The organism is uncultured Polaribacter sp., assembly GCF_947501385.1.
Taxonomy (GTDB): Bacteria; Bacteroidota; Bacteroidia; order Flavobacteriales; family Flavobacteriaceae; genus Polaribacter.
Window position 1 is genome coordinate 29,263 of record NZ_CANMVP010000019.1, and the last position, 23,238, is coordinate 52,500.

The following is a 23,238-nucleotide window of genomic DNA, read 5'->3' on the forward strand; positions in this document are numbered from 1 at the left end:
TTTTAATTGATTCTGTAAAATTTAATTATAAATAGTTGCTTTTGAAGCCTGAAAATTTTTAATGTGTAACTGATAAATTGTAATATTTTAATTTAGAAAAAGCGCCAGCATCTGTAGTTCCTAAATAATTTCCTGCTTTAAAATAGTTTTCGAAAGGCCATTTCGCCAAACTTATATCTTCATAAATGTAAGGCGTTTTATTGTTTAACTGCAATTCAATTTTTCCTTTAGATGCTGTAATTCTAAACTCAAATGCATCAAAACCAACAGTTCCCATATTGTATTTTTCATCAGACCATGTTGCGTTGGATACGTCTAACAAATCATCTCCAGAAGTGCTTTCGTTCACCAAAGATTTTCTATACACCCACAAATCTCCATCAACCCATCTCATTTTAATTAATGGTGGACCATTGTTTGAAGAAAAACCATGCTTTGTCATATCTGCAATAGAAATAATGCCATGAATTTGCATTACAATTGTATTGTGATATGTTCTACTAGAAGATGAATTATCTTTAGAAATTTCCATGATTTTTAGTTTTCCTTTTAGCGTTCCACCAGTTTCTAAAGTCCAATTGATTCTTGAGTTAGATGGCGCAATCAATTCTCTCAGTTCTGTTCTAGAGTATTTACTATTTGCCGTGGAATTTTGAGGAAATGTATAAAAAACAATACTAGCATCGGAAGTATCGTCATACATAAAAGGTTGCACAGACTTTAAAGTTCTGTAACCTCCATTTACTAATTCGTTTGGTTTGTATTCATCGGGACTTCCATTATTATTTTCATCTACAGGAAGTGTCACTTTCCAATTAGAAAAATCAATGTCTGCATATACTACGGAAGGATTTTCATCTTCGTTAGAAATATCATCTGGATTTTCAATCACAACCTCTTCTTCCACTTCTTCTTTACTAGCACAAGCAAGCACAAATAGTATATTGATGAAAAAAATAAATAAAAAAAACTTTTTAGTCATAATTAATCAAATATTAAACTGGTAAACCAATTTGGTTTACCAAATATACCAACTAATATTGATATGAAAAAATTTAGTCTCTAAAATTCTATTATAGATATGATAGATAATTTACAATTTTAATTTTTTTTTAGCGATGTAACTACAAAAATTCACCCTAAATGAATAAATAATACCTTCAAAACTTTATCTTTATAAAAATATAATTACAAATAGCATGTCTACTTTTTTAACGGAAGATTTTTTACTCCAAACAGAGTTTGCAAAAACCTTGTATCATAATTTCGCCAAGAAATTACCCATTATAGATTACCACAATCATTTGCCTCCAGAAGAAATTGCAGCAGACAAACAATTTGAGAATATTACACAGGTTTGGTTGTACGGAGATCATTACAAGTGGCGCGCAATGCGTGCTTTTGGTATCAACGAAAAGTACATTACAGGAAATGCTTCTGATAAAGAAAAGTTTTTAAAATGGGCAGAAGTAGTACCTTTTACCATTCGAAACCCTTTGTTTCATTGGACACATTTAGAGTTGAAAGCTTATTTTGGAATTGAGGAACTTCTATCACCTGAAAATGCCGTAGAAATTTATGAAAAGACATCAAAAATATTACAGCAAAAATCACATTCTGCCAATGGATTGTTGAAAATGCTAAATGTAGAATCTTTGTGTACAACAGACGATCCTATATATTCTTTAGAACATCATATTGCCATTCAAAAAGACGCTTCAAAAGTAAAAACCTTTCCCACCTTTAGGCCTGATAAATCTTTTGCGGTTGAAGATCTAAATACCTATACCAAATATCTTTCAAAATTAGAAAAAGCAAGCAACATTGCTATCAATACTTTTACAGATTTGTTATATGCGCTAGAAAACAGAGTTGATTTCTTTCATAAAAATGGCTGTAAATTATCAGATCATGGTTTGGGGCAATTGTACCATTTTGAAACTGAGAAACAAGACATTGTTGCAATTTTTGAAAAGGTAAAAAAGCATCAAAAATTAGACAAAGAAGAAATTGCCTTTTTCAAAGCAAAAACAATGATTGCTTTGGGTAAAATGTACCATAAAAAAGGATGGACGCAGCAATTACATTTGGGTGCTATTAGAAATAACAACAAACGCTTGTTAGAAAAATTAGGCCCAGATACTGGTTTTGATTCTATTGGAGATTTCTCGCAAGCTGAAGCTTTAAGCGGATTTTTAAACGAACTAGACAGTACAAATCAACTGGCAAAAACAATTGTTTACAATCTAAATCCGTCAGATAATGAGGTTTTTGCAACCATGGTTGGCAATTTTAATGACGGTACTATAAAAGGGAAGGTTCAATTTGGTGCGGCTTGGTGGTTTTTAGATCAAAAAGACGGAATGGAAAAACAAATAAATACACTTTCTAATCAAGGTTTGTTAAGTTGTTTTGTAGGAATGTTAACAGATTCTAGAAGTTTTTTATCGTTTACAAGGCACGAGTATTTTAGAAGAATTCTATGCAATGTTATCGGAACAGATGTTGCCAATGGAGAGTTACCAAATGATGAAAAATTCTTGGGCAAAATTGTTAGTGATATTTGTTACTACAACGCTAAAAATTACTTCAATTTTAAATAAAAAATCTGTTAAATTTCTATGATTCATACGATAAATTGGGGAATTATTGGTTGTGGTGATGTTGCTGAAGTAAAAAGTGGTCCTGCTTTTCAGAAAGTTCAAAACTCGAAACTTATTGCAGTAATGCGAAGAGAGGCTGCAAAAGCAAAAGATTTTGCAGAAAGACACAACGTTCCTCTTTGGTACGATACTGTTGAGGAACTATTGGCGAATCCAGCAATAAATGCAGTTTATATTGCAACGCCACCTTCTACGCATTTAGAAATCGCAAAAAAATGTTTGCAAGCAGCCAAGTTTGTGTACTTAGAAAAACCAATTACTTTAAATTTTGAAGAAGCAAAAGAATTGAATAGAATTGTTGCTAGAAATGATAAATTGGTTGTTGCGCACTATAGAAGAAAACTACCTGCTTTCTTAAAAGTAAAAGAATTAATCGACGCGAATAGCATTGGAAAAATAGCTTTTGTAGATCTTCAAATTTTACAACCTACAAAAAATAAAATCATCACAAAAACAGCAGCAAATTGGCGCTTAAATCCAGCAATTTCTGGTGGTGGTTATTTTCATGATATTGCGCCACATCAAATAGATTTAATGAGTTATTATTTTGGCGACATTAAAAATGCAGAAGGTTTTTCAACTTCAATTTTACAGAATGGTGTTCATGACCTTGTAAACGGAATTATTGAGTTTGAAAATGCTGTTCAATTTAGAGGAATTTGGAATTTTAATGCTTTAGAAAAAGAGGTAAAAGATGCATGTAAAATTTATGGTGAAAAAGGAACCATTACATTTTCTTTTTATGGTGAAAAGATCGTTTTATCTACCGATGAAAGAGAAGAAGTTTTCAATTTTACAAATCCTACGCATGTTCAACAACCAATGATTGAACAAACTGTGAATTATTTTTTAGGAAAAGATAAAAACCCTTGTACGATAGAAAGTGGCGTATCTGTTATGAAAATTATCGAAGCGTTTACCAACTAAGGTTTTACAACGTTACTTGACAAAACACTTTACTATTTTGGTTGTAAATGTATCTTTTTTAAAGACGATAAAATACAGTCCTTTTGAAAATCCAGAGACATCTAATGTGTTTTTCTTAACTCTATTTTCTATAGAGATTTTTCTACCAGAAAAATCATACATTTCTACAGCATCATAATTTTCTGAATTGGCGTTTTTAAACACTACTGCTTTTGAGGAAGGGTTTGGATACAATATAATACTAGCTGCTTTTTGCTTTAAATCTTCCACAGAAAGAGCACCTGTAAGTTCTTCGATACTAAAATCGGCAAATAGCACTGCTTCATCTTTTAAATCTTCTGGTTGATTTAAACTTCTATAAATTCCCCATTTTGGTCTTGCAAATTCAGCGCCATCTTGCCAAGCATCAATAGCACTATCGGTGTAACTAAATACCACTTGATTGTTCGCTATCTTTTTTATTTCAATAGCATAACTGCCTGCATTACCAAATTTGATGGTTTCTGTTACCGCTACCCAATTTCCTCTAAACAAATCTAAATCTGCTGTTTTTAACGTTTTTTGATCATTTGTTGGTGTATACCTTAACTCTAATCTGTCTGGATTCGATTTTCTCAACGTGAGCGTAATCATAGGAATGGAGGCGTAAGAACCCCCAACAGATTTTATTTGATGAATGTGTGTAAAACTAGCAGAAGGTTTAAAGTCTGAACTGATTTTAAATTTCCATTTATAAACAACCGTTTCACCCACTACAGCTTTTAAATTCTCTGGAGAATTATCATAGCTTTTTATCTCGGTTCTCTGTCTATCAAAAGTTTTACAACGATCATTGTCTGGTGTTACATGCGCAAAAAATCGGAATACGTTTTTATTTAAATCGGTATCAAAAACCTCATCTATGTGTCTTCCAAAAGCGGCATGGTTGCAATCTGGAACTTCCACAACATCTCTATTAGGAAGTGCCAAAACCGAGTTTATCAATTCATAGGTATTTCCTGCGCCATCTGCTTCCAACACAACTTGAGAAGTTGTAACATACGTATTGATCATTACAATAAATAGCAGTAGTTTTTTCATCATCTAAATTGGTTAACCAATTATGGTTTTCAAATATAGTTTATTTACATGAAAACATATTTAAGGTTTCGACTTTAATTTATCCTAAACACATTCGAAAAGCTCGATCCATCCTTAAAAGAATTTAAGCGATACTACAACAAATCAAACTGTCTTGGCAACCAAAGTGTTAATTCTGGGAAATACGTAATGATTAATAGCACAGCAATCATCACTAGAAAAAAGGGAAGTAAGGGTTTTACAACTTGCTGAATTTTTAAACCTGCAACACTACAACCCACAAAAAGTACGGAGCCAACGGGTGGTGTACACAATCCTATACATAAGTTCATAATCATAATAATTCCGAAATGAATTGGATTCATTCCTAAACTGGTTACAATTGGTAAAAATATTGGGGTAAAAATTAAAACTGCTGGCGTCATGTCCATAAAAACACCTACAAATAGTAATATTAAGTTGATGATGATTAGAATTACAATAGGATTATCGCTAATTGATAACAAAGTATTGCTAATTTCTTGTGGAATATTTTCGTAACTCATTACCCAAGACATCGCAATAGATGTTGCAATTAATAACAATACAATGGCAGATGTTTTTACCGTTTCTAAAAGTATTGGAGAAATGTCTTTCATAGAAATTTCTTTATAAGCAAAACCCAAAACCAATGTATAAATTACTGCAATGGCAGAAGCTTCTGTTGCTGTAAAAATTCCGGCTACAATTCCGCCAATAACTACTACTAACAGCATCAAACTTGGAAAAGCTGCTATAAATCTTTTAAAGAATTCTTTAAAGCCTACTATTTTATCGGTTGGGTATTTTTTGATGATGGAATAAATCAACGCCACAATCATTAATGCCAAACCAATCAACAAACCTGGCACATAACCTGCAATAAATAGTGCTGCGATAGAAACACCGCCACTTGCTAGTGAGTAAACAATTAATACGTTACTTGGTGGAATGATTAGTCCTGTAGTTGCACTGGTAATATTTACAGCTGCACTAAATGATTTATCATAACCATCTTTTTCCATCATCGGATTCATAAACCCACCAATGGCTGATGCTGCTGCAACTGCAGAGCCAGAAATTGCACCAAAAAGCATACAAGAAATAATATTTACAAAGGCGAGTCCTCCTGGCAGTGGCCCAACAATTGCTTTCGCAAAATTGATCAATCTTACGGCGATTCCGCCACGATTCATAATTTGGCCTGCCAAGATAAAAAACGGAATTGCAGACAACGTAAAGCTATCTAACGAAGTGGCCATTCTTTGCGCTAAAGTAGTCACCGAAGGTAAAAAAGGCATCGCACTTAATAAGGTAAATAATGCGGCTAAACCAATGGCATAGGCAATAGGAACTCTTAAAGATAAGAAAACTAAAAAGCTAATCACTAAAATAAGGACTTCAACTAAATTCATAATATTAGGATTTATTTAATTTTCTTTTGTCTAAAAGTGTGTCTAAACTGTAATAACAAATTAGCAACCCAGCAAGTGGTACTACTAAATAAATAAACCCTAGAGGGATTTCTAAAGTTGCAGATGTTTGTCCGAATTGAAAACTCAATTGGCACAATCTAATGCCACCAATAACCATTACTGTAAATGCAAAAACAAAGGTGGAGATGTATACAATGCCGTCATATAAGTTTTGCTTTTTTGCGATTACTTTTTCGGGAATTAAATCAATTGCTAAATGCAAATGTTTACCTGTAGCGTATGCCGCACCTAATAAGCCTAGCCAAATTAAAGAAAAGCTTGAAATCTCATCTGTAATTGTGCTTGGATTTCTTAAAATAAACCTTGAAAATACCTGCCAAATAACACTTAACAACATTAACGTTAAAACAAAAAGCACTGACCTTTCTAATATGTTATCGATTTTTGCTCTCATTATTGTTGATTTTTTATGGAAAGAATTAAAGATTTCATCGCTACATCGTCTTTAAACAACTCTAAAATGCCTTTGGTTTGTTCTTCGAATGGTTTTTTATCCGGGTAGATTACCGTGACTCCTGCTTTTTTAACAGCTTCTAAAGATTCAGTCTCAGATGCTGCCCACAATTTTCTTTGTGCAATTTTACTTTCTTCAACAGCTTCTTGTAACCATTTTTTTTCTTGGTCATTTAATCTGCCCCAAGTATCTGTTCCTATTAGCAAAACATCTGGCACTGCGGTGTGCTCATCTAAGCTGTAAAATTTACAAACTTCGTAATGTTTGGACGTATAAAAACTTGGCGGATTATTTTCTGCACCATCCACAACACCTTGTTGCAATGCAGTGTATAATTCTCCCCAAGAAATTGGCGTTGGTGAACCTCCTAAATCATTTACCATAGCAACTGCCATATTACTTTTTTGGACTCTTATTTTTTTTCCTTTTAAATCTGAAGGCGATTTAATAGGATTTTCTTTCATATAAAAACTTCTGCTTCCAGCGTCATAAAAAGTCAAACCTCGCAATCTAAATTTTTCTCCTTTTAGCAATAAGTTTTCACCGATTTCGCTATCAAAAACACTAAACGTATGTGCTTTATCTCGAAACATATAGGGCACACTAAATACCTTATATTCTGGAATAAAATTTTCTAAAACTGCTGCGGAAACTTTGGTAATGTCTAAACTACCTATTTGTAATAACTCTAAACATTCTCTTTCGCCTCCTAATTGTCCACTAGGATATATGGTAACTTTTAACTTTCCTTTTGATTTTTCTACAAGCTTTTCACCCAAAATAACCATCGCTTTGTGCACTGGGTGTTGGGTATCTAAACTATGTCCTAATCGTAAAGTTTTGGTGGTTTGATCTGATTTACATCCTGATAAAAGCACTAAAAAAGTAATTGCAAAAACAGTGAGAAACGAAATTCTTTTGATCATTAGGTGTCTAATTTATAATTTGGTCACTATTAGTGGATTCTCAATTCTTTTAGCAAAATTTGCCAAGTAAGATTCCCACTCTTGTTGTGTTTTAAACTGCTTGCTCTTTTTCCACCCAAAACCTGCGTAATAAATTACTTTTCCGTTGACTACTTTTAAATTGGCATACAAATTACTTTCGTCTTTTTTAGAGGTCGAATATTTTTCTGAATTGATAAAATAATCATCTGTAGCAACCAATCCTTGTCCTAATTCTGAATCATCAAAAGGTTCCCAATAGCTAATCCAGCCATTATTTTGAGTGGTATTTCCATCCTTTTTATGCAAAGTTAAACCTGCTGCAATAGCGGCTGTTCCTTTGATATTAATTTCAAATCGAGACAAATTCTGACCATAATCTAAAGAAATCTGTTTGCTTTCTTCGATTTGCTTTCCATTGGCATCCCAAGATTGATAGTCTAATATAAAACTGGTTCTAATAGGGCCATTTGTGATGGTCTTATAGGCTGTAAAATTTTTAGAATAATAGTAAGAAGTGTCTACTTTTACTGCAATTCCGCCAACTCCACGACTTATTCCTACGTGAAAATTATCCAATCCTTCACCTGTATCTTTATGGTAAGAGCTTTCACCAGAAATCTCTTCTTTGTACCATTTGTTAATAATTGGATAGTCTACTCTTTTTAACCAAGCATCCATTCCGCTTGATAAAGTACCGCCTTTTACACCATCTTCTACCATTTTTTGGGCAGTTGGTCCGTAGGTTCTAAAAGCAACTCTGTTATTTTCCCAAGCATAATCGTCTGTTCTTTCAGGTACAAAGCGAGAGTAACAATGTATTGTTGCTGAATCTTGCTTTTCATCAGAAATTGATAAACTATATTTTTTTGTAGCATTTGCTGCTATTTTTGGTTGAAATAATAACACATCTTTTTTTCCATCTGAATCGTTATCAACCAACTGATAAACCATCTTATCCTCTGAATTTTCTTCAGAAATACGATAATTTTCAATATCAAAATTTGAAATATCAATTGCTACCGTTTCAAATTCTCTATCGATATTTAAAGTATTTTTTATTTCAATAGTGGAAAGGATTTTTGCTTTTTTATCACAATTGATAACAAAGGGTATCGCAAGGAAAAGTAAGATTATTTTTTTCATTTTAATTGATTTGACTTTCTTTTCCTGCAAGGCCTGTTTTTGACCTTGTAGGTATTGTTACTTATTTATTTATACCTACAAGGTTTTTGAAACCTTGCAGGATGTTTTTGAAACTGAAACAAGTTCAGCATATAAACCTTGCGAATTATTTATTTATTCTTCGTTAGATGGCTTACCAATAGTTGCTAAAATTCCTCCATCAACATATAAAATATGTCCGTTTACAAAATCACTCGCTTTAGAGGATAAGAAAATTGCTGCACCTGCTAAATCATTCGGATCTCCCCATTTTTTAGCGGGGGTTCTGTTCACTATAAACTCGTTAAAAGGGTGTCCTTCCACCCTTATCGGAGCTGTTTGTGAAGTTGCAAAATAACCAGGACCAATTCCGTTTACTTGAATGTTAAAACGTGCCCATTCTGTCGCCATATTTTTCGTTAACATCACCAAACCACCTTTTGCTGCTGCATACGCGCCAACTGTATTTCTACCTAATTGGCTCATCATAGAACAAATATTGATGATTTTTCCTGATTTGCGATCCATCATTCCCTTTACAACGTGTTTCGAGACTATAAAAGGACTGACCAAGTCAATATCAATTACTTGTTTAAAGTCGGCAACTTCCATTTCTGCCAATGGCGTTCTTTTGATAATTCCTGCGTTGTTGATGAGAATATCAATCACGCCAACTTCGCTTTCTATCTTTTGTATCGCTGTAATTACTTGTGCTTCATCAGCCACATTAAATTTGTATCCAACAGTGTTAATTCCTGCTGTTTTATAGGTTTTAACAGCTTCGTCAATTTTTTCTTGTGATGAATTTCCATTTACAACAATGGTTGCACCTGCTTTTCCTAAACCCATTGCCATAGACATTCCTAAACCATGTGTAGCACCTGTAACTAAAGCAATTTTTCCTGAAACATCAAATAAAGTTTGTGACATATTTTTATCTTAAATCGGTAATTTTTGCAACATCCATGTCATTGTAATCTAAATTTTCTCCTGCCATTCCCCAAATAAATGTATAATTTGAAGTTCCTGAACCCGAGTGAATTGACCAAGGTGGAGAAATGACTGCCTGATGATTTTGCATCCAAATATGACGTGTCTCCTGTGGTTGTCCCATAAAATGGCAAACTGCTTGATTTTCTGGAATGTCTAAATACAAATACACTTCCATTCTTCTATCATGAACATGCGCTGGCATGGTATTCCAAACAGAACCAGTTTTTAACTCTGTCATTCCCATTTGTAATTGGCAGGTGGTTACAATTCCGCCAATAATCATTTGATTTACAGTTCTGTGATTGGCAGTTTCTAAACTTCCCAATTCAATTTTATTAGCTTCTGCTAAACTCACCTTTTTTGTAGGATGCGGTGTATGTGCTGGAGCAGAATTGATATAAAATTTTGCAGGATTGTTAGGATCATCACTTTTAAAAACAACTTCTTTTACGCCTCTACCAATATATAATGCGTCTTTATGATTGATTTTATATACTTCTCCATCCACAGAAATACTGCCATCTGCACCTGTATTGATGATGCCCAATTCTCTTCTTTCTAAGAAATAATTGGCTTTTAAAGGATCAATCGTTTCTAAAGTTAAAGGGGATGTTGGTACCGCACCACCAGCAATATATCTATCATAGTGTGTATAGGTTAGCTTTATTTTTCCTGCTTCCATTAAGTCGGGAATTAAAAACTCATCTCTTAATGCTTGCGTATCATATTGTTTTACTGCTTTCGGACTTGAAGCATATCTCGTTTCAAAAGTTGTTGCCATATTTTTTAGTTCTTTACCACGTTACTTTAAGGTTTTCAACACATAGGAACATCGTTTACTTAGCTCTATGATTTCTATTTTTCTATGTGGTGAAATGAAATCTTTTATTTTTTTTTATATCCTATTGAGCTTAGCCAAAAGTTTTTTTAAGTTCTTGATAGCTTTGCTAGCTACTTTCAATGAAAATGTATTTTCATTTCAGTAATGCTCTAAAGGACATTTTAATTTTTATAATGAACGTCTAATTCCTACTTCTAATCCTCTTAATTCTGCTAAACCGCGTAAACGACCAATGCCAGAATATCCAGGATTTGTTTTTTTCTTTAAATCATCTAACATTTTATGACCATGATCTGGTCTAAAAGGCATTCTTACATCTTGTCTTCCTGCGGCAATTCGTTTTTGTTGTTCTAAAACTAAGGCTTTCATTACGCCATACATATCTACATCGCCTTCTAAATGATTTGCTTCATGAAAATTTCCTTCTGCGTCTCTTTGGGTTGCGCGTAAGTGAATAAAATGAATTCTATCTCCTAAACGCGCTGCCATTCCTGCTAAATCATTATCTGCTCTTACTCCGAAAGAACCTGTACAAAAAGTCAATCCGTTATTTGGAGATTTTACCGCATCATAAATATCTACAATATCTTGTTCTGTAGAAACCACTCTTGGCAATCCTAAGATTGGAAAAGGTGGGTCGTCTGGATGTATACACATCAAAACGCCCGCCTTTTCTGCTGGGGGAATAATTGCTGCTAAAAACGAAAACAAGTTTGCTTTTAATTCTTTTGTACCCACATTTTTATAGGTTGCTAAAATGGCATTGAATTCTTCTAAAGTATAACCTTCTTCTGCGCCAGGTAAACCTGCAATGATATTTCTGATTAAGGTTTTTTGCTCTTTATCTGATGCGTTTTTTAAATACTCCGTTGCCTGTAATTTTTGAACATCAGTATATTCGTTTTCTGCTCCTGGTCTTTTTAACAAATACAACTCGAAAGCGGCAAATGCTGCTGCTTCAAAACGCAATGCGGTAGAATTGTCTGAAACTTCATACTCTAAATTGGTACGTGTCCAATCTAAAACGGGCATAAAATTGTAACAAACAATATCAATTCCACATGCACCTAAATTGGTTAACGTTTGCTTGTAGTTTTCGTAATATTTTTTATAATCTCCAGATTTTGTTTTGATGTTTTCATGAATTGGCACCGATTCTACCACAGACCAAGTCAATCCAACATTTTCAATAGCTGTTTTTCTTTTCTGAATTTCTTCTACCGTCCAAATTTCTCCATTTGGAATGTGATGCAACGCAGAAACAATTCCTGTTGCACCAGCTTGTTTGATGTCTGATAAAGAAACGGGATCATTGGGTCCGTACCAACGCCAAGTTTGTTCTAGACCCATCCCAGCCTTTCCAATGGAAAGAGGTTTGTTCGTAAGTTTATTAATGTTTTGTTCTAAATTCAAAATTTTTGAGTTTTTTATCTATTTTCCAATATTTCTTTATGAAGAATTTATATATTATTTTTTCCACAACAGTTCCTTCCCTTTGGGAAGGTTAGGATGGGATTAAACCCCACTATACGCTGCAAAACCACCATCAATTGGCACCACAACTCCTGTTACAAATTTTGAAGCATCACCACACAACCACAAGGTTGTTCCGATTAAATCTTCAGCTTCGCCATAACGCCCCATGGGTGTCTGATCTATAATTTGTTGTCCTCTTTTTGTTAAACTTCCATCTTTTTCTGTTAGCAAACTTCTATTTTGATCGGTTAAGAAAAAGCCAGGAGCTAAAGCATTGACACGAATGCCTACTTTAGAAAAATGAACTGCCAACCATTGTGTAAAGTTAGAAACAGCCGCTTTTGCACCACTATACGCTGGTATTTTTGTTAACGGTGTAAAGGCATTCATTGAAGAAATATTCAACACAGAACATCCTTTTCTGCCCACCATATCTGTTGCAAAAACTTGCGTTGGTAGTAGGGTTCCAATAAAATTTAAATTAAAAGTAAATTGAATTCCGCTAACATCTAAATCAAAGAAAGTTTTAAACCCTTCTGTTGTATTCATTAAGTCTGCTGCCTCTAAGTACGGATTCGAAGTGGTTCCTAAAGGATGGTTGCCTCCAGCACCATTTACTAAAATATCAACTTTACCAAAAGCATCATTTACTTCCTTTTTTGCCTTAACTAATGCGTCTTTCTCTAAAACATTTGCGGCAACACCTATTGCTTTTCCACCTTCAGCATTAATTTCATCTGCAACCTTATCTGCTGCTTCTTTTCTTAAATCTAATACAGCAATATTATTGCCTTCTTTTGCGAGCGCTTTTGCCAACGTGCTGCATAGAACACCACCAGCTCCAGTTAATACAATCGTTTTATTCATATTATAATTTCTTACTTTACTATTAATTTCTAAATTCAATCTATTTTCGTGTACGCACACACAAATATAGAAAAAAAATAGTGCACGCACACAAAATCATTATTTTTCGTTAAATTGCTCGATATTATCTCAATTATATTTGTGGTATTAAAACCTTATAGATATTGAGAAATGAAAAAAAAATTCTATGATTACAATAAAGGATATTGCTAAAAAAGCCAATGTTTCTGAAGGTACGGTTGATCGAGTAATACACAATCGGGGTGGTGTATCAAAAAAAACAGCATCTAAAATTAAAGCAATTCTTGAACATCATAATTTTAGCGTAAATCCTGTTGCCAGTGCACTGGCTTTGAAAAATAAATATTTAATTGCCACCTTGATTCCAGAATATAATGATGCTGATTTATTTTGGAAATCGCCACATTTAGGTATTTTAAAAGGTGCTAGTGATGTGCATAATTTTGGTGTTACCCTACATAATTTCACATTTAACCAATATGACACAGATTCTTATCTGAATTCGTTTCAGGCTTTGTTAGAAACCAAGCCAAGTGCAGTCATCATGGTGCCTAATTTCTCCAAAGAAACAAAGCAAATTGTTGGCAAATTAGAAGCTCTTAACATTCCTTATTTATTTTTAAATATTGATATTGAAGGTTTTAACAACAAGGCATTTGTAGGTCAAGATTCATACATGGCTGGATATATTGCGGGAAAACTTATGAATTTAAGCATCTCCAAACCGTCTACATTTCTAATTATTCAAGCCAGATATAATATTACTAAAAATAACGCCGTATCTAATAGAATTAAAGGTTTTAACGATTATTTTATAAAGAATAACATAAACTCTAAAACGCAAACATTAAAAATTGAAAACTTAAATAACTCTATAGAAACGAAAGAAAGAATTAAAAACTACTTAAAACAACACCCTGAAATTGAAGGTTTATTTGTACCATCGAGTAGAATTTATATTGTTGTTGATTGTCTAAACACTGCTTATTTAAATAAACTGGAGCTCATTGGATTTGACAATACACCTCAAAATATCAAATGCTTAAAAAACGATGCTGTTTCTTTTTTAATCTCACAAAAACCGTTTGACCAAGGTTATGAAGCTGTTCGTTTAATGACAGACTATTTAAAAATAAAAAAAGAGCTATCTACTAAGAAAATATATTTACCAATTGATATTTTAACAAAAGAAAATGTAGATTATAATGAAAGAAATGAATTGGTTTTTGAAAAGGTAGAAAAGTAATCTTTTCCTAAATTTGATTTTAAAGTTATAAAGCCTACCTATTTAATAAAAAATTTCAAAATAGTGTGTAAATATGTTCATATAATAACTACTAGTATACTATCTAGTCAAATCCTTTGTGATAATTAATACCTATGATATCCCATCTTTTTTGCATTTCTTCTAAAGCAATGATGAATTTTTCATAGTTTTTGTTTGATTTTTTCGTCCAACCTACTTCGGCATAAGCTGCCAATCTAGGGAAAACTTGAGCATTCATTTTTTCAACAGTTGGAATCCATTCACTCCACATTTGACATCCTGAACCCAAAATTTTATCATGGTATTTTTCATCTAAACCTTCTGGTATTGGATCAAATGAATATGCTTTTGAAAGCGGAATGGACTTGTAATTATAATCTAAATACGTCATAGAATGTAACGAATTTACAACATCGTGACCGTTTGTAACTGCCTTTTTGACAAGCTCTAAACTTCCTTTCCAAAAATGGATAATTGCATTTTCAGCTAATTTTTGCTTCACTTCCATATTTGAATTTTGATGTTCTTTATGAAGATTGTCTCCAAGAATCTCATTCCAACCCATCATACGGTGCTTATTTTTATCCATAAAAATAGACATCTGATTGGTAAAAAATATTTGTAAATCAGCAGGAGATGTCAAACCTTCTTTTTTAATTTGATCTTGAATCATTTTAGAGTTTTCCCAGGTTTTAAAGTTTACCTCATCTCCTCCAATATGCACAATATCCGTTGGAAAAAGTTCAAACACTTCTGTTAATACGTCGGTAAGAAATTGAGTTACTTTTGGGTCTGCGATATTAAAAGAATCGGGTAACTTTCCAAATTCTTGCGTAACTTCTGTAGTAGTTCCTAAAATTCCAAGCCACGGATAAGAAGCGATGGCAGCCGTTGCATGACCTGGCATTTCAATTTCTGGAATAATTTTTATATGTCTTTCTTGTGCATATTTAATAATTTCTTTAATCTGTTTTTGCGTGTAAAAACCTGAATGTGAAAAACCTACTCTATCTGGACTTTTTCTACTAGCTTGTGTGTCTTTTCGATAACTCCCAATTTCCGTTAGTTTTGGATATTTTTTGATTTCAATTCTCCAACCTTGATCATCTGTTAAATGCCAATGAAAAACATTCATTTTTAACCTCGACATTTCATCCAATAGATTTTTAACAGCTTCCATTCCTTTAAAATGACGAGATTCATCCAACATAAAAGAACGCCATTGAAAACGTGGTGTATCTGAAATCGACACAACTGGAAAATCTATTGATTTATTTTGATAGTTGTTATTGCTGAAATCTACTGGTAAAATTTGTTTAAAAGATTGAATTCCGTAAAATAAACCCGCTTTAGTGGCTCCTTCAATTAAAATTGAATTGTTTTTTGCCATCAAACGATAACCTTCTTTTCCTAATTCTTTTTCTAAATTTAAATTGATGACTAGTTGAATTCCGTTTCCTTTTTTTCTGATTTTTGGTTTTTTGTTGAATCCGTTTTTTAAAAATGAACACAACAGTTTTGCTTCTTCTTTCGTTTGATTGTTAGAGATTATTGTTGTTTTATCATTTAAAACCAAAAAAGCATCCTTTAAAACTATTTCCAAAGGACGTGGAATAATATTAATTTGGCTCTGTATATTCAACCCAAATAAGACTACTAATACGATGGTAAATTTTAATTTTGAGGTATTCATATTTCAAAAATTTTAATTTATTTTAGAAAAAACTATTGCTCCTGATTGAATCGTTTTGATAATTTCTAAACCCTTATTATTTTTTTCAAAAATTACCAAGTTTGCTTTATGCCCAACTTGTAAAAGATTATTAGAACTGCCAAAAAGTGCTTCTGTTGGTTTAATGGATGCCATATTCCAAGCGTCTTTTAAAGACAGTATTTTTTTTTCAATTAATTGATGTACGCACCAAAGCAAAGATTGCGCTGAACCTGCAAGCATATTAGGATTATCTTTTATAAACAATCTTCCAGAGGAATCTAGGGTTACTTCACCACCAATATGACTTGTATAGTCACCAGCTGGAAAATCTGCAAAAGATGTTGCATCACTCACCAAAATAGTTTTATTTGGTTTCGTTTTTATAAAAATTTTTAAGAGCGAATCTGGTAAGTGAAAACCATCTGCAATAATGGTAGACCAAAGATTATCTGAAGCCAATTGCTCAAAAATATAATTTTGATGACGTGGCAACTTGGCGTGAGAAGCATTTCCTAAATGTGTAGACATGGTTGCTCCGACTTTGATTGCCTCTTGAATCTGTTCTGGGCTTGCGGCTGTATGACCAATAGACAATACAACACCAGATGCTACACATTTTTGAATAAAGTTTGTAGATGCTGCCCATTCTGGAGATAACGTAATCATGCGTATTTTACCTTTTGCAGCATGTTGCCATTTTGTAAATAATTCCCAATCTGGAGCTTTTACAAATGCTTTAGCATGTGCGCCACGTGGTCCATCTTCCAGTGAAATAAATGGTCCTTCTAAATGAATTCCTGCAATGCAACAATTTGTTTTTGCTGAATTTTCACAAGCCAATGAAATTGTAGTTAATAATGAGGTGATTCTTTCATCGCTATTGGTAATTATTGTTGGATAAAAATTGGTGATTCCTTTTTTTAAAAGCACTTCGCATAAATCATCAACATCAGAAACCTGTAACTCTAAATTGTTTAAATCTATTCCTTTGAAACCATTTACTTGAAGATCAACTAAACCTGGAGCTATATAATATGCAGAATCTAATTCCTCTTTACATTCAGAGATTCTTTTAATGTAGCCCTTTTCAACCTCAACATTAATTGGATTATTAGTTCTGTAATCTAATGCTTCAAAAATGGTATTTTTATCCATTTGAACTTTTGTTTAAATTCAAATGTAATACTGTTATTTTTTGTGGAATTGGTTTTCTGTTGAAAAATCCAACAAGTATAAAAATTAGTAAAGAAGCCAAAATTGGGCCTCCCATTTCTAATGCAAGTGATTTTTGTTCCATCAATTTTAAAATTACAAATACCAATAAGCCACCAATAATAGATGCTATAGCAGCTGTACTACCACTTCTTTTAAATGCTGGCAATAAACCTAAAATCATAGGTACAGAAATGGGACCTAATAAAGCGGCAAACCAAGTAACTATCAATCCGAAGATGCCACCAAAACTGCTCGCATTTAATCCTACAATAATGGTTACTGCGGTAAAACAAAACGTACATATTCTGGCTAATCTCAACTCTTTTTTTTGCGATAGGTTTCGGAATCTTGGAAAAATATTTGGTAAAATATCTCTACAAATAACTGCAGAAATGGTGTTAGAATCTGATGATGTCATGGAGAGTGTATTTGCAAACATAGAAGCCAACACTAAACCGAGCAAACCTGCTGGTAAAAACTTTTTAGCCATTAAACCATAAGAAAGTGTAGGATCTGAAAGATTTTCTAAAAATAACGGCGCTACAAACATAGGATACAACAAAATCAAAGGCCAAATAAGATAGAGAATAGAAGATAAAATACCTGCTTTTTTAGCAACTTTTGCTGAAGATGACGATATAAAACGAGTGGCAAGATTCCAAGTACCTCCACTGTAGCTAAAGAAATTAATTAATAACATGGTACATGCAAAAGCAATGGTATACGGATCATTAAAAAAATCTGAATTTCCTTCTGGAAGTTTTTCCCAAACGGTTGAAATGCTCATAATGCCATCATCTGAATTTATAATAATGATCACAAACATGGTAATACCTGCCAATAATTGAACAATAAATTGTGCAAAATCATTCCATACATCTGCCCATAAGCCACCAATAGTAATGTAAATTAAAGAAACTATACCTACTAGCAAAATACCGAAAGTTATAGAAGTGCCACTAAAAACATTTAATAGAATTGCAATTGCTGCTAATTTTCCTCCCGTATCAAAAACCTTTATAATAGAACCCGCCCAAGCAATCAATTGCTGCGTTTTAAGATCGTATCTTATGAGAAGATATTCTGTTGGCGATTGTATGCTTGAAAACTTTCTTAACCTTGCCCATCTAGGTGCAATATAAAAAGCAGCTAATAATGTTGCGATTGCAACCGTAAAAGCCCACCAGATATATAAGGTAAAACCATGTGTGTATGCAATACCTGCATAGGCAACAAAAACGGCTCCACTATACCCTGACACATGATGTGAAACACCAGACAACCACCAAGGTAATTTTCCGCCAGCGGTATAAAAATCTGCAGAACTCTTAACTCGGGAATACGCCCACAATCCGATGGATATTAAAAGAATAAAGTAAAAAGCTAAGACGATCCAATCAAGTAATTGCATACAGTTATTTTATGTTGGTGGTGTTCTCATTTTTGATTCAAGGTAAGTTTGTTCTAAATTACTGAATCTTTTTTGACACAACTGGACAAATCTAAATAAAATTTTCACACTATGCAAACGTTTGCGTTAAATTGAATTTTATTAGATATATTTGTATTATAAAAAAGCTCTAACTTTGCTTATCTTGTAATATAATTAGTGATAGCAACTTGTCACTTAAAGACTAACAGCAAGTTTGCCAATAAAATAACTGTATTTTAGAGCAATATTTTGAGTACACCGTATGAAAAACAGAATTACCTTAAAAGATTTAGCTAAAGATCTTAATCTATCTCCTTCAACTATTTCTAGAGCTTTGGGAAATCATCCTGCCATTAGTGATGCGACTAAAAAAAGAGTTCAAAAAAAAGCAGATACTTTGGGTTTTACCCCGAATTCTATAGCCTCTAGTTTTAGAATGAAAAAAACGCGGTCTTTAGGTATTATTGTTCCTAGAATAGACATACACTTTCACTCACTTGTTATTAGTGGTATTGAAGATTATGCTTATAAAAACAATTATAACGTTACTATTTTTCAATCTAAAAACTCTCTTAAAAGAGAAAAAGAAATTACTAAAATTCTTCAAACTAGAATGGTCGATGGTGTCATTGGTTGTTTAAGTATAGAAACCAAAAGTTGTGATCATTTTAAAAAATTTGATAAACTTGGTGTTCCGCTTGTTTTTTATGATAGAGTTCCTACTGATTTTGATGCAAATAAAATTGTAATTAACGATTTTGAATCTGCTTATACAGCTACAAAACATTTGATAAAAAGTGGCTGCAAGAGAATAGGTCATATTGCAGGTAACCAAACAACTACTATATTTAACGCTCGTTTAGAGGGGTATAAAGCTGCTTTAAAAAAATATAAATTACCAATAGACGAAGCTCTAATTATGCACACTAATAATTTAAGTTATGACGAAGGTGTAAACTGTGCTAAAAAATATTTAGCACTACCTGAACTACCAGACGGTATCTTTTGTGCGAATGATTATACAGCAGTAAGTGTTATTCAAGTTTTTAGAAAAGGAGGAATTAACATTCCGCAACAAGTGGCTATTGTAGGATTTAGTAACTATCCTATTTCTAGAATTATTGAGCCCAATTTAACAACAATTAATGACCGCGCGTTCCAAATGGGTGAAGCTTCAACAAAATTATTAATTCGTAAAATAGAAGATGATAACGATATTATAGATTCTGAAATAATAACTCTAAAAACCGAGTTGATTATTCGAGAATCATCTAAATTGAATTGAGTAAACAGGCAATATTTAACACATAGCAACATAGAAAACATAGGCTATGTGAAACTATGTTACTATGTGATGAAAAATAATTTATATAAATACAATTTACTTCAACTTCACCAAACGATCTCTCAAAACATGTACAGCTTGCACTCTTAATTCGTTTTGTTCTTCTAATTCAGAATCATATAGAAATCCTTTGTTTAAATTGATAAATCGCATATTTAATACTTCCGCTTCTTTTAAAATAGCATCTAATCTTTCAACCAAAATAGGAGTTTGGGAAATTTTAAAACCAACTGAATTATATTGAGATTCTACGGCTCTAAAATCTAAATAATGAATTCTTAAATCTGCCATCAATTTAAAATGATTCAATTCTTTCTCATTTCTTTTAGGTTTTAGCTTCACTAACTCGTCTCTTATTTTACAATAATCAAGAATCATTGATTTGATGTTATCACTTTTGGTTGGTTTTCCATTTTTAATCAATTCTGGAGAAGCAAATAAAAATTTTGAGAAGATTTGAGCATCATTAGAATTTAATCCAAATCTATTTTTAGCATATTCTAAAACAAATTCCTTTGGTTTGATAGGTGTTTTACTTTCCAAAGCGGCGGCGTAACTGGCAATTAAAATACGAAAACCAGCAAGTGGATAAGTGTTTCTTACTTGCACCATATCTATAACATCATAATTAACATCCCAAGTAAAACCATAAACACCAGTTGTAGACCAAGAAGTCATTACAATACCTTGATAATTTGCTTCACGAGCATACGGAATAAATTCTTTCTGATTTTTAAAATGTGTTGTCCAATCTGTAACATACCAATTGTCTGGATGACAACGTATGGCTGGAGCTCCCCAAAAAGTAAAACCCTGTTTTTGAAGATTCGGAATATCACCAAAATGATTTATTTTCCAACCATAATTCCAGTCTACAAAAATGGTCTCTTTTGGTAATTCTGACGCTGCTTCTGGATATTTTAATATAATATCTGCCCACATTACTGGCTTTTTCCCTAAAGAAATTACCAAGTCTGCAATCATTTTCATATGATCTACAAACAATTTTGATTTTCCTTCTTTTGCCACTTTTTGTTTGCATTTATCACAATGCCCTAGTAAATAAGTTTCATCTCCGCCAATATGAATATACTTTGAATTATGTGTTTCTGAAAGATCACGAAACAATTCAGCAAATAACTCTTTATTGTCCTCAACTTCCATAGGACAAAGTTGCGAAATGTCTTTCCTGTCTTCTTTAAGGTTACTATATCTAGTGTTTCGAAGTATATATTCTACATGACCTAATGTTTGTTGTAGCGGAATCACATCCATATCTAATTTTTCACAATGCGCAATAAAGTCTTTTATCTCTGCTCTAGTGTAAGAATATCTGTTTGAAATAGCCACATGATTTTCAAAAGGATAGGTTCCTTCCCATTCTAAAACTAATGTATTCATGCCCATTTTAGAAAGCTCACTAGCAAACTCTTTTAGTGCTTTAGGCGTCATCACTTGGATTCGTAAATCTAAATGAAACCCTTTGACTTTAAAGTTTTTAGTGTTTTTAAGAAAATCTATTTTTACAGCTTGTTGCGCTGATACAGTTGTTGTTTTAAATAACACCAGATTTATGAGGAATAAAAAGGTTAAGAAAAATCTAGTATCTATTTTTTTATTTGTTTTAAACATAAGCTTTAATGTTAGGCATATTTAGAGCACAAAAATTTAAGTAATCTAATGATAATTGATAACTAAAGTCATTTTATTACTTGTTAATTTTTCAAAGGGCATTTATAAAATCTTTATTTTTTTTAAATGCTTTTTGATCAAAATAAAAGGTACAATTTGGATGTGTTGTTAAAATTGAAGCTGGGCAAGCTGTTGAAATTACGCCAGAAAGAGTATTTTTTACCGCTTCACTTTTTTTACTTCCCACAACCACACAAAACAAATTAGCACCATTCATAAGTGTTGGAATGGTTAATGTTATTGCCGTTTTTGGAACATCTATAATCGTATCAAAACAACCATCATTTACTTGTTGCATGCGACAGGCATCATCTAATTGTACCATTTTAATAACTTCTGGATCGTTAAAATTTGCTACTGGCGGATCATTAAATGCAATATGACCATTTTCACCAATTCCTAAACAAACAATATCTATTGGTGTTTTAGTTAGTAATTTTTCATATCTCTCAATTTCTTCTGAGATCCCATTGTGTACATTAATGGTATGTACTTCTTGAATCTTAACTTTAGAAAAAAGTTTCTTATTTAAATAAGATGAAAATAATTCAGGAGCATTGGGCTGTAGACCAATGTATTCGTCCATATGAAAGGCAACTATTTTACTCCAATCAATTAAAGTTGATTTTGTTAAATAATTTAATACTGCATCTTGAGAAGGTGCTGCAGCAAAAATAATGCGAACTTTATCTTTAACACCTTGTAATTTTACAATACAATCTTCTAATGCTTTTCCGGCAGCATTACCAGTTTCTCTTTTGTTTGGAAAAATATTAATTTTTTGATCTAAATTTGACATTATTTGTTTGTATTTAGGGGAGATTTAACTATTAGAAATAGTACTTAATTGAGAAAAAAGTTCGAAAATCATTCAATAGTATTATAAAATTTCTATCCGCTCGATAATCATTTCTGCTGATTCTTTATTTGTTGGTGCATTTCCTCTAAACAACCATAAATTTATTTTAAATCGTTCTTCATTTTCTGGCGGAATATTAGTTCCTGTATACGTCCAAGTACTAATGATGTCTTTACTATCAGGATTTAAAGTATGCCCTTGATAACTGCCGAATTCAATCTTATCGGCTTGCCAATCGAAAAAATGAGTGGATAAATTGCTAGTCAAATTTAAATTATATCTCGTTTTATTTCCAGAAATGTAAGAAGGCTGCACTGCAAATTGAGAATTCTGATTATTTGTTTCTGACCATCTAGAAAACTCTATATCAATTTCTTCATCATCATTTTTATACGTAAATAAACCACCAACAACATTTTCATCTAATTGGTCTACTCTACTTGCCACATAAATTACATATTTTTTAAAACCGTAAGTTTTTCTTAATGTAATGCCAGAACAATACCAATTACCCCCTTTTTCTATAATTTTAAGGTGCAATCTACCTTCGTTATCCACCCAAACGTTATCTTCTGAATTAGAAAATAAATTTGGTCCTGGGCCTTGTTTTTTAGCATCAGAAGTGCGTACAATCCATTCAAAACCAGAAAAGTTAATGACTCTTGTTGTTGGTTCTTGTGCTACTGGTTCTTCTTTACTCTTATCGCAAGAACTTACAGTAGTAAAAATAAAAGCTACATAAATTACAATATTTATAGAATATTTCATTG

At 32.6% G+C, this 23,238-nt stretch carries 20 protein-coding genes; 4 read left to right on the top strand and 16 right to left on the bottom strand.

The features are described from left to right. Positions 1-58 precede the first annotated feature (58 nt). Positions 59-982, bottom strand: coding sequence for a polysaccharide lyase family 7 protein (locus Q0998_RS12950; protein ID WP_299670398.1), 924 nt, complete (start codon positions 980-982; stop codon positions 59-61). Positions 983-1,199: 217 nt separating this feature from the next. Between Q0998_RS12950 and uxaC the strand changes: the two genes are divergently transcribed. Both uxaC and Q0998_RS12960 read left to right on the top strand, forming a co-directional pair. Continuing rightward, positions 1,200-2,603, top strand: coding sequence for a glucuronate isomerase (uxaC, locus tag Q0998_RS12955; RefSeq protein WP_299670399.1), 1,404 nt, complete (start codon positions 1,200-1,202; stop codon positions 2,601-2,603). 18 nt (positions 2,604-2,621) lie between these two features. Next, on the top strand, positions 2,622-3,590 hold the full coding sequence (locus Q0998_RS12960; protein ID WP_299670400.1) for a Gfo/Idh/MocA family oxidoreductase: 969 nt from the start codon (positions 2,622-2,624) through the stop codon (positions 3,588-3,590). A gap of 12 nt (positions 3,591-3,602) precedes the next feature. Here Q0998_RS12960 and Q0998_RS12965 read toward each other — a convergent pair whose 3' ends face one another. From Q0998_RS12965 to Q0998_RS13005, 9 genes are all read right to left on the bottom strand, one after another. Next, positions 3,603-4,673, bottom strand: coding sequence for a T9SS type A sorting domain-containing protein (locus Q0998_RS12965; protein WP_299670401.1), 1,071 nt, complete (start codon positions 4,671-4,673; stop codon positions 3,603-3,605). Positions 4,674-4,804: 131 nt separating this feature from the next. Continuing rightward, entirely contained in the window at positions 4,805-6,103 is a 1,299-nt protein-coding gene (locus Q0998_RS12970; protein WP_299670402.1) for a TRAP transporter large permease, read from the bottom strand. Positions 6,104-6,107: 4 nt separating this feature from the next. Next, complete coding sequence (locus tag Q0998_RS12975; protein ID WP_299670403.1) at positions 6,108-6,578, bottom strand: TRAP transporter small permease; 471 nt, start codon at positions 6,576-6,578, stop codon at positions 6,108-6,110. After that, positions 6,578-7,564: a TRAP transporter substrate-binding protein gene (locus Q0998_RS12980; protein ID WP_299670404.1), complete on the bottom strand. Its 987-nt coding sequence runs from the start codon at positions 7,562-7,564 to the stop codon at positions 6,578-6,580. The genes Q0998_RS12975 and Q0998_RS12980 overlap by 1 nt, the downstream gene beginning before the upstream one ends. Positions 7,565-7,576: 12 nt before the next feature. Continuing rightward, positions 7,577-8,728, bottom strand: a complete 1,152-nt coding sequence (locus Q0998_RS12985; protein WP_299670405.1) for a DUF4861 family protein — start codon at positions 8,726-8,728, stop codon at positions 7,577-7,579. A 153-nt stretch (positions 8,729-8,881) separates the two neighbouring features. Continuing rightward, entirely contained in the window at positions 8,882-9,676 is a 795-nt protein-coding gene (locus Q0998_RS12990; protein WP_299670406.1) for a gluconate 5-dehydrogenase, read from the bottom strand. A gap of 4 nt (positions 9,677-9,680) precedes the next feature. Then, a complete protein-coding gene (kduI, locus tag Q0998_RS12995) occupies positions 9,681-10,520 on the bottom strand; it encodes a 5-dehydro-4-deoxy-D-glucuronate isomerase (RefSeq protein ID WP_299670407.1) in 840 nt (279 codons plus the stop codon). Positions 10,521-10,748: 228 nt separating this feature from the next. Further along, positions 10,749-11,930: a mannonate dehydratase gene (gene uxuA, locus Q0998_RS13000; RefSeq protein WP_299670495.1), complete on the bottom strand. Its 1,182-nt coding sequence runs from the start codon at positions 11,928-11,930 to the stop codon at positions 10,749-10,751. 165 nt (positions 11,931-12,095) lie between these two features. Beyond that, entirely contained in the window at positions 12,096-12,923 is an 828-nt protein-coding gene (locus tag Q0998_RS13005; RefSeq protein ID WP_299670408.1) for an SDR family oxidoreductase, read from the bottom strand. 187 nt (positions 12,924-13,110) lie between these two features. Between Q0998_RS13005 and Q0998_RS13010 the strand changes: the two genes are divergently transcribed. Continuing rightward, complete coding sequence (locus tag Q0998_RS13010; protein ID WP_299670409.1) at positions 13,111-14,190, top strand: substrate-binding domain-containing protein; 1,080 nt, start codon at positions 13,111-13,113, stop codon at positions 14,188-14,190. 103 nt (positions 14,191-14,293) lie between these two features. Here Q0998_RS13010 and Q0998_RS13015 read toward each other — a convergent pair whose 3' ends face one another. The 3 genes from Q0998_RS13015 to Q0998_RS13025 are packed head-to-tail and all read right to left on the bottom strand — an operon-like array spanning position 14,294 to position 18,551. Beyond that, positions 14,294-15,904, bottom strand: a complete 1,611-nt coding sequence (locus tag Q0998_RS13015) for a beta-N-acetylhexosaminidase (protein WP_299670410.1) — start codon at positions 15,902-15,904, stop codon at positions 14,294-14,296. 12 nt (positions 15,905-15,916) lie between these two features. Further along, positions 15,917-17,080: an amidohydrolase family protein gene (locus Q0998_RS13020; RefSeq protein WP_299670411.1), complete on the bottom strand. Its 1,164-nt coding sequence runs from the start codon at positions 17,078-17,080 to the stop codon at positions 15,917-15,919. Next, a complete protein-coding gene (locus Q0998_RS13025; RefSeq protein WP_299670412.1) occupies positions 17,073-18,551 on the bottom strand; it encodes a sodium:solute symporter family protein in 1,479 nt (492 codons plus the stop codon). Before Q0998_RS13025 ends, Q0998_RS13020 begins: the two co-directional genes overlap by 8 nt. Before the next feature lie 283 nt (positions 18,552-18,834). On the opposite strand from Q0998_RS13025, the gene Q0998_RS13030 reads away from it, so the two are divergent. Then, complete coding sequence (locus Q0998_RS13030) at positions 18,835-19,857, top strand: LacI family DNA-binding transcriptional regulator (RefSeq protein WP_299670413.1); 1,023 nt, start codon at positions 18,835-18,837, stop codon at positions 19,855-19,857. Between the two features lie 96 nt (positions 19,858-19,953). Here Q0998_RS13030 and Q0998_RS13035 read toward each other — a convergent pair whose 3' ends face one another. From Q0998_RS13035 to Q0998_RS13045, 3 genes are all read right to left on the bottom strand, one after another. Next, positions 19,954-21,549, bottom strand: a complete 1,596-nt coding sequence (locus tag Q0998_RS13035) for a family 20 glycosylhydrolase (protein WP_299670414.1) — start codon at positions 21,547-21,549, stop codon at positions 19,954-19,956. Between the two features lie 91 nt (positions 21,550-21,640). Then, positions 21,641-22,408 carry a glucosamine-6-phosphate deaminase gene (locus tag Q0998_RS13040; RefSeq protein WP_299670415.1) on the bottom strand — a complete coding sequence of 256 codons (768 nt, stop codon included), beginning with the start codon at positions 22,406-22,408 and terminating at the stop codon, positions 21,641-21,643. An 81-nt stretch (positions 22,409-22,489) separates the two neighbouring features. Next, positions 22,490-23,236 carry a glycoside hydrolase family 16 protein gene (locus Q0998_RS13045; RefSeq protein ID WP_299670416.1) on the bottom strand — a complete coding sequence of 249 codons (747 nt, stop codon included), beginning with the start codon at positions 23,234-23,236 and terminating at the stop codon, positions 22,490-22,492. Positions 23,237-23,238 lie beyond the last annotated feature (2 nt).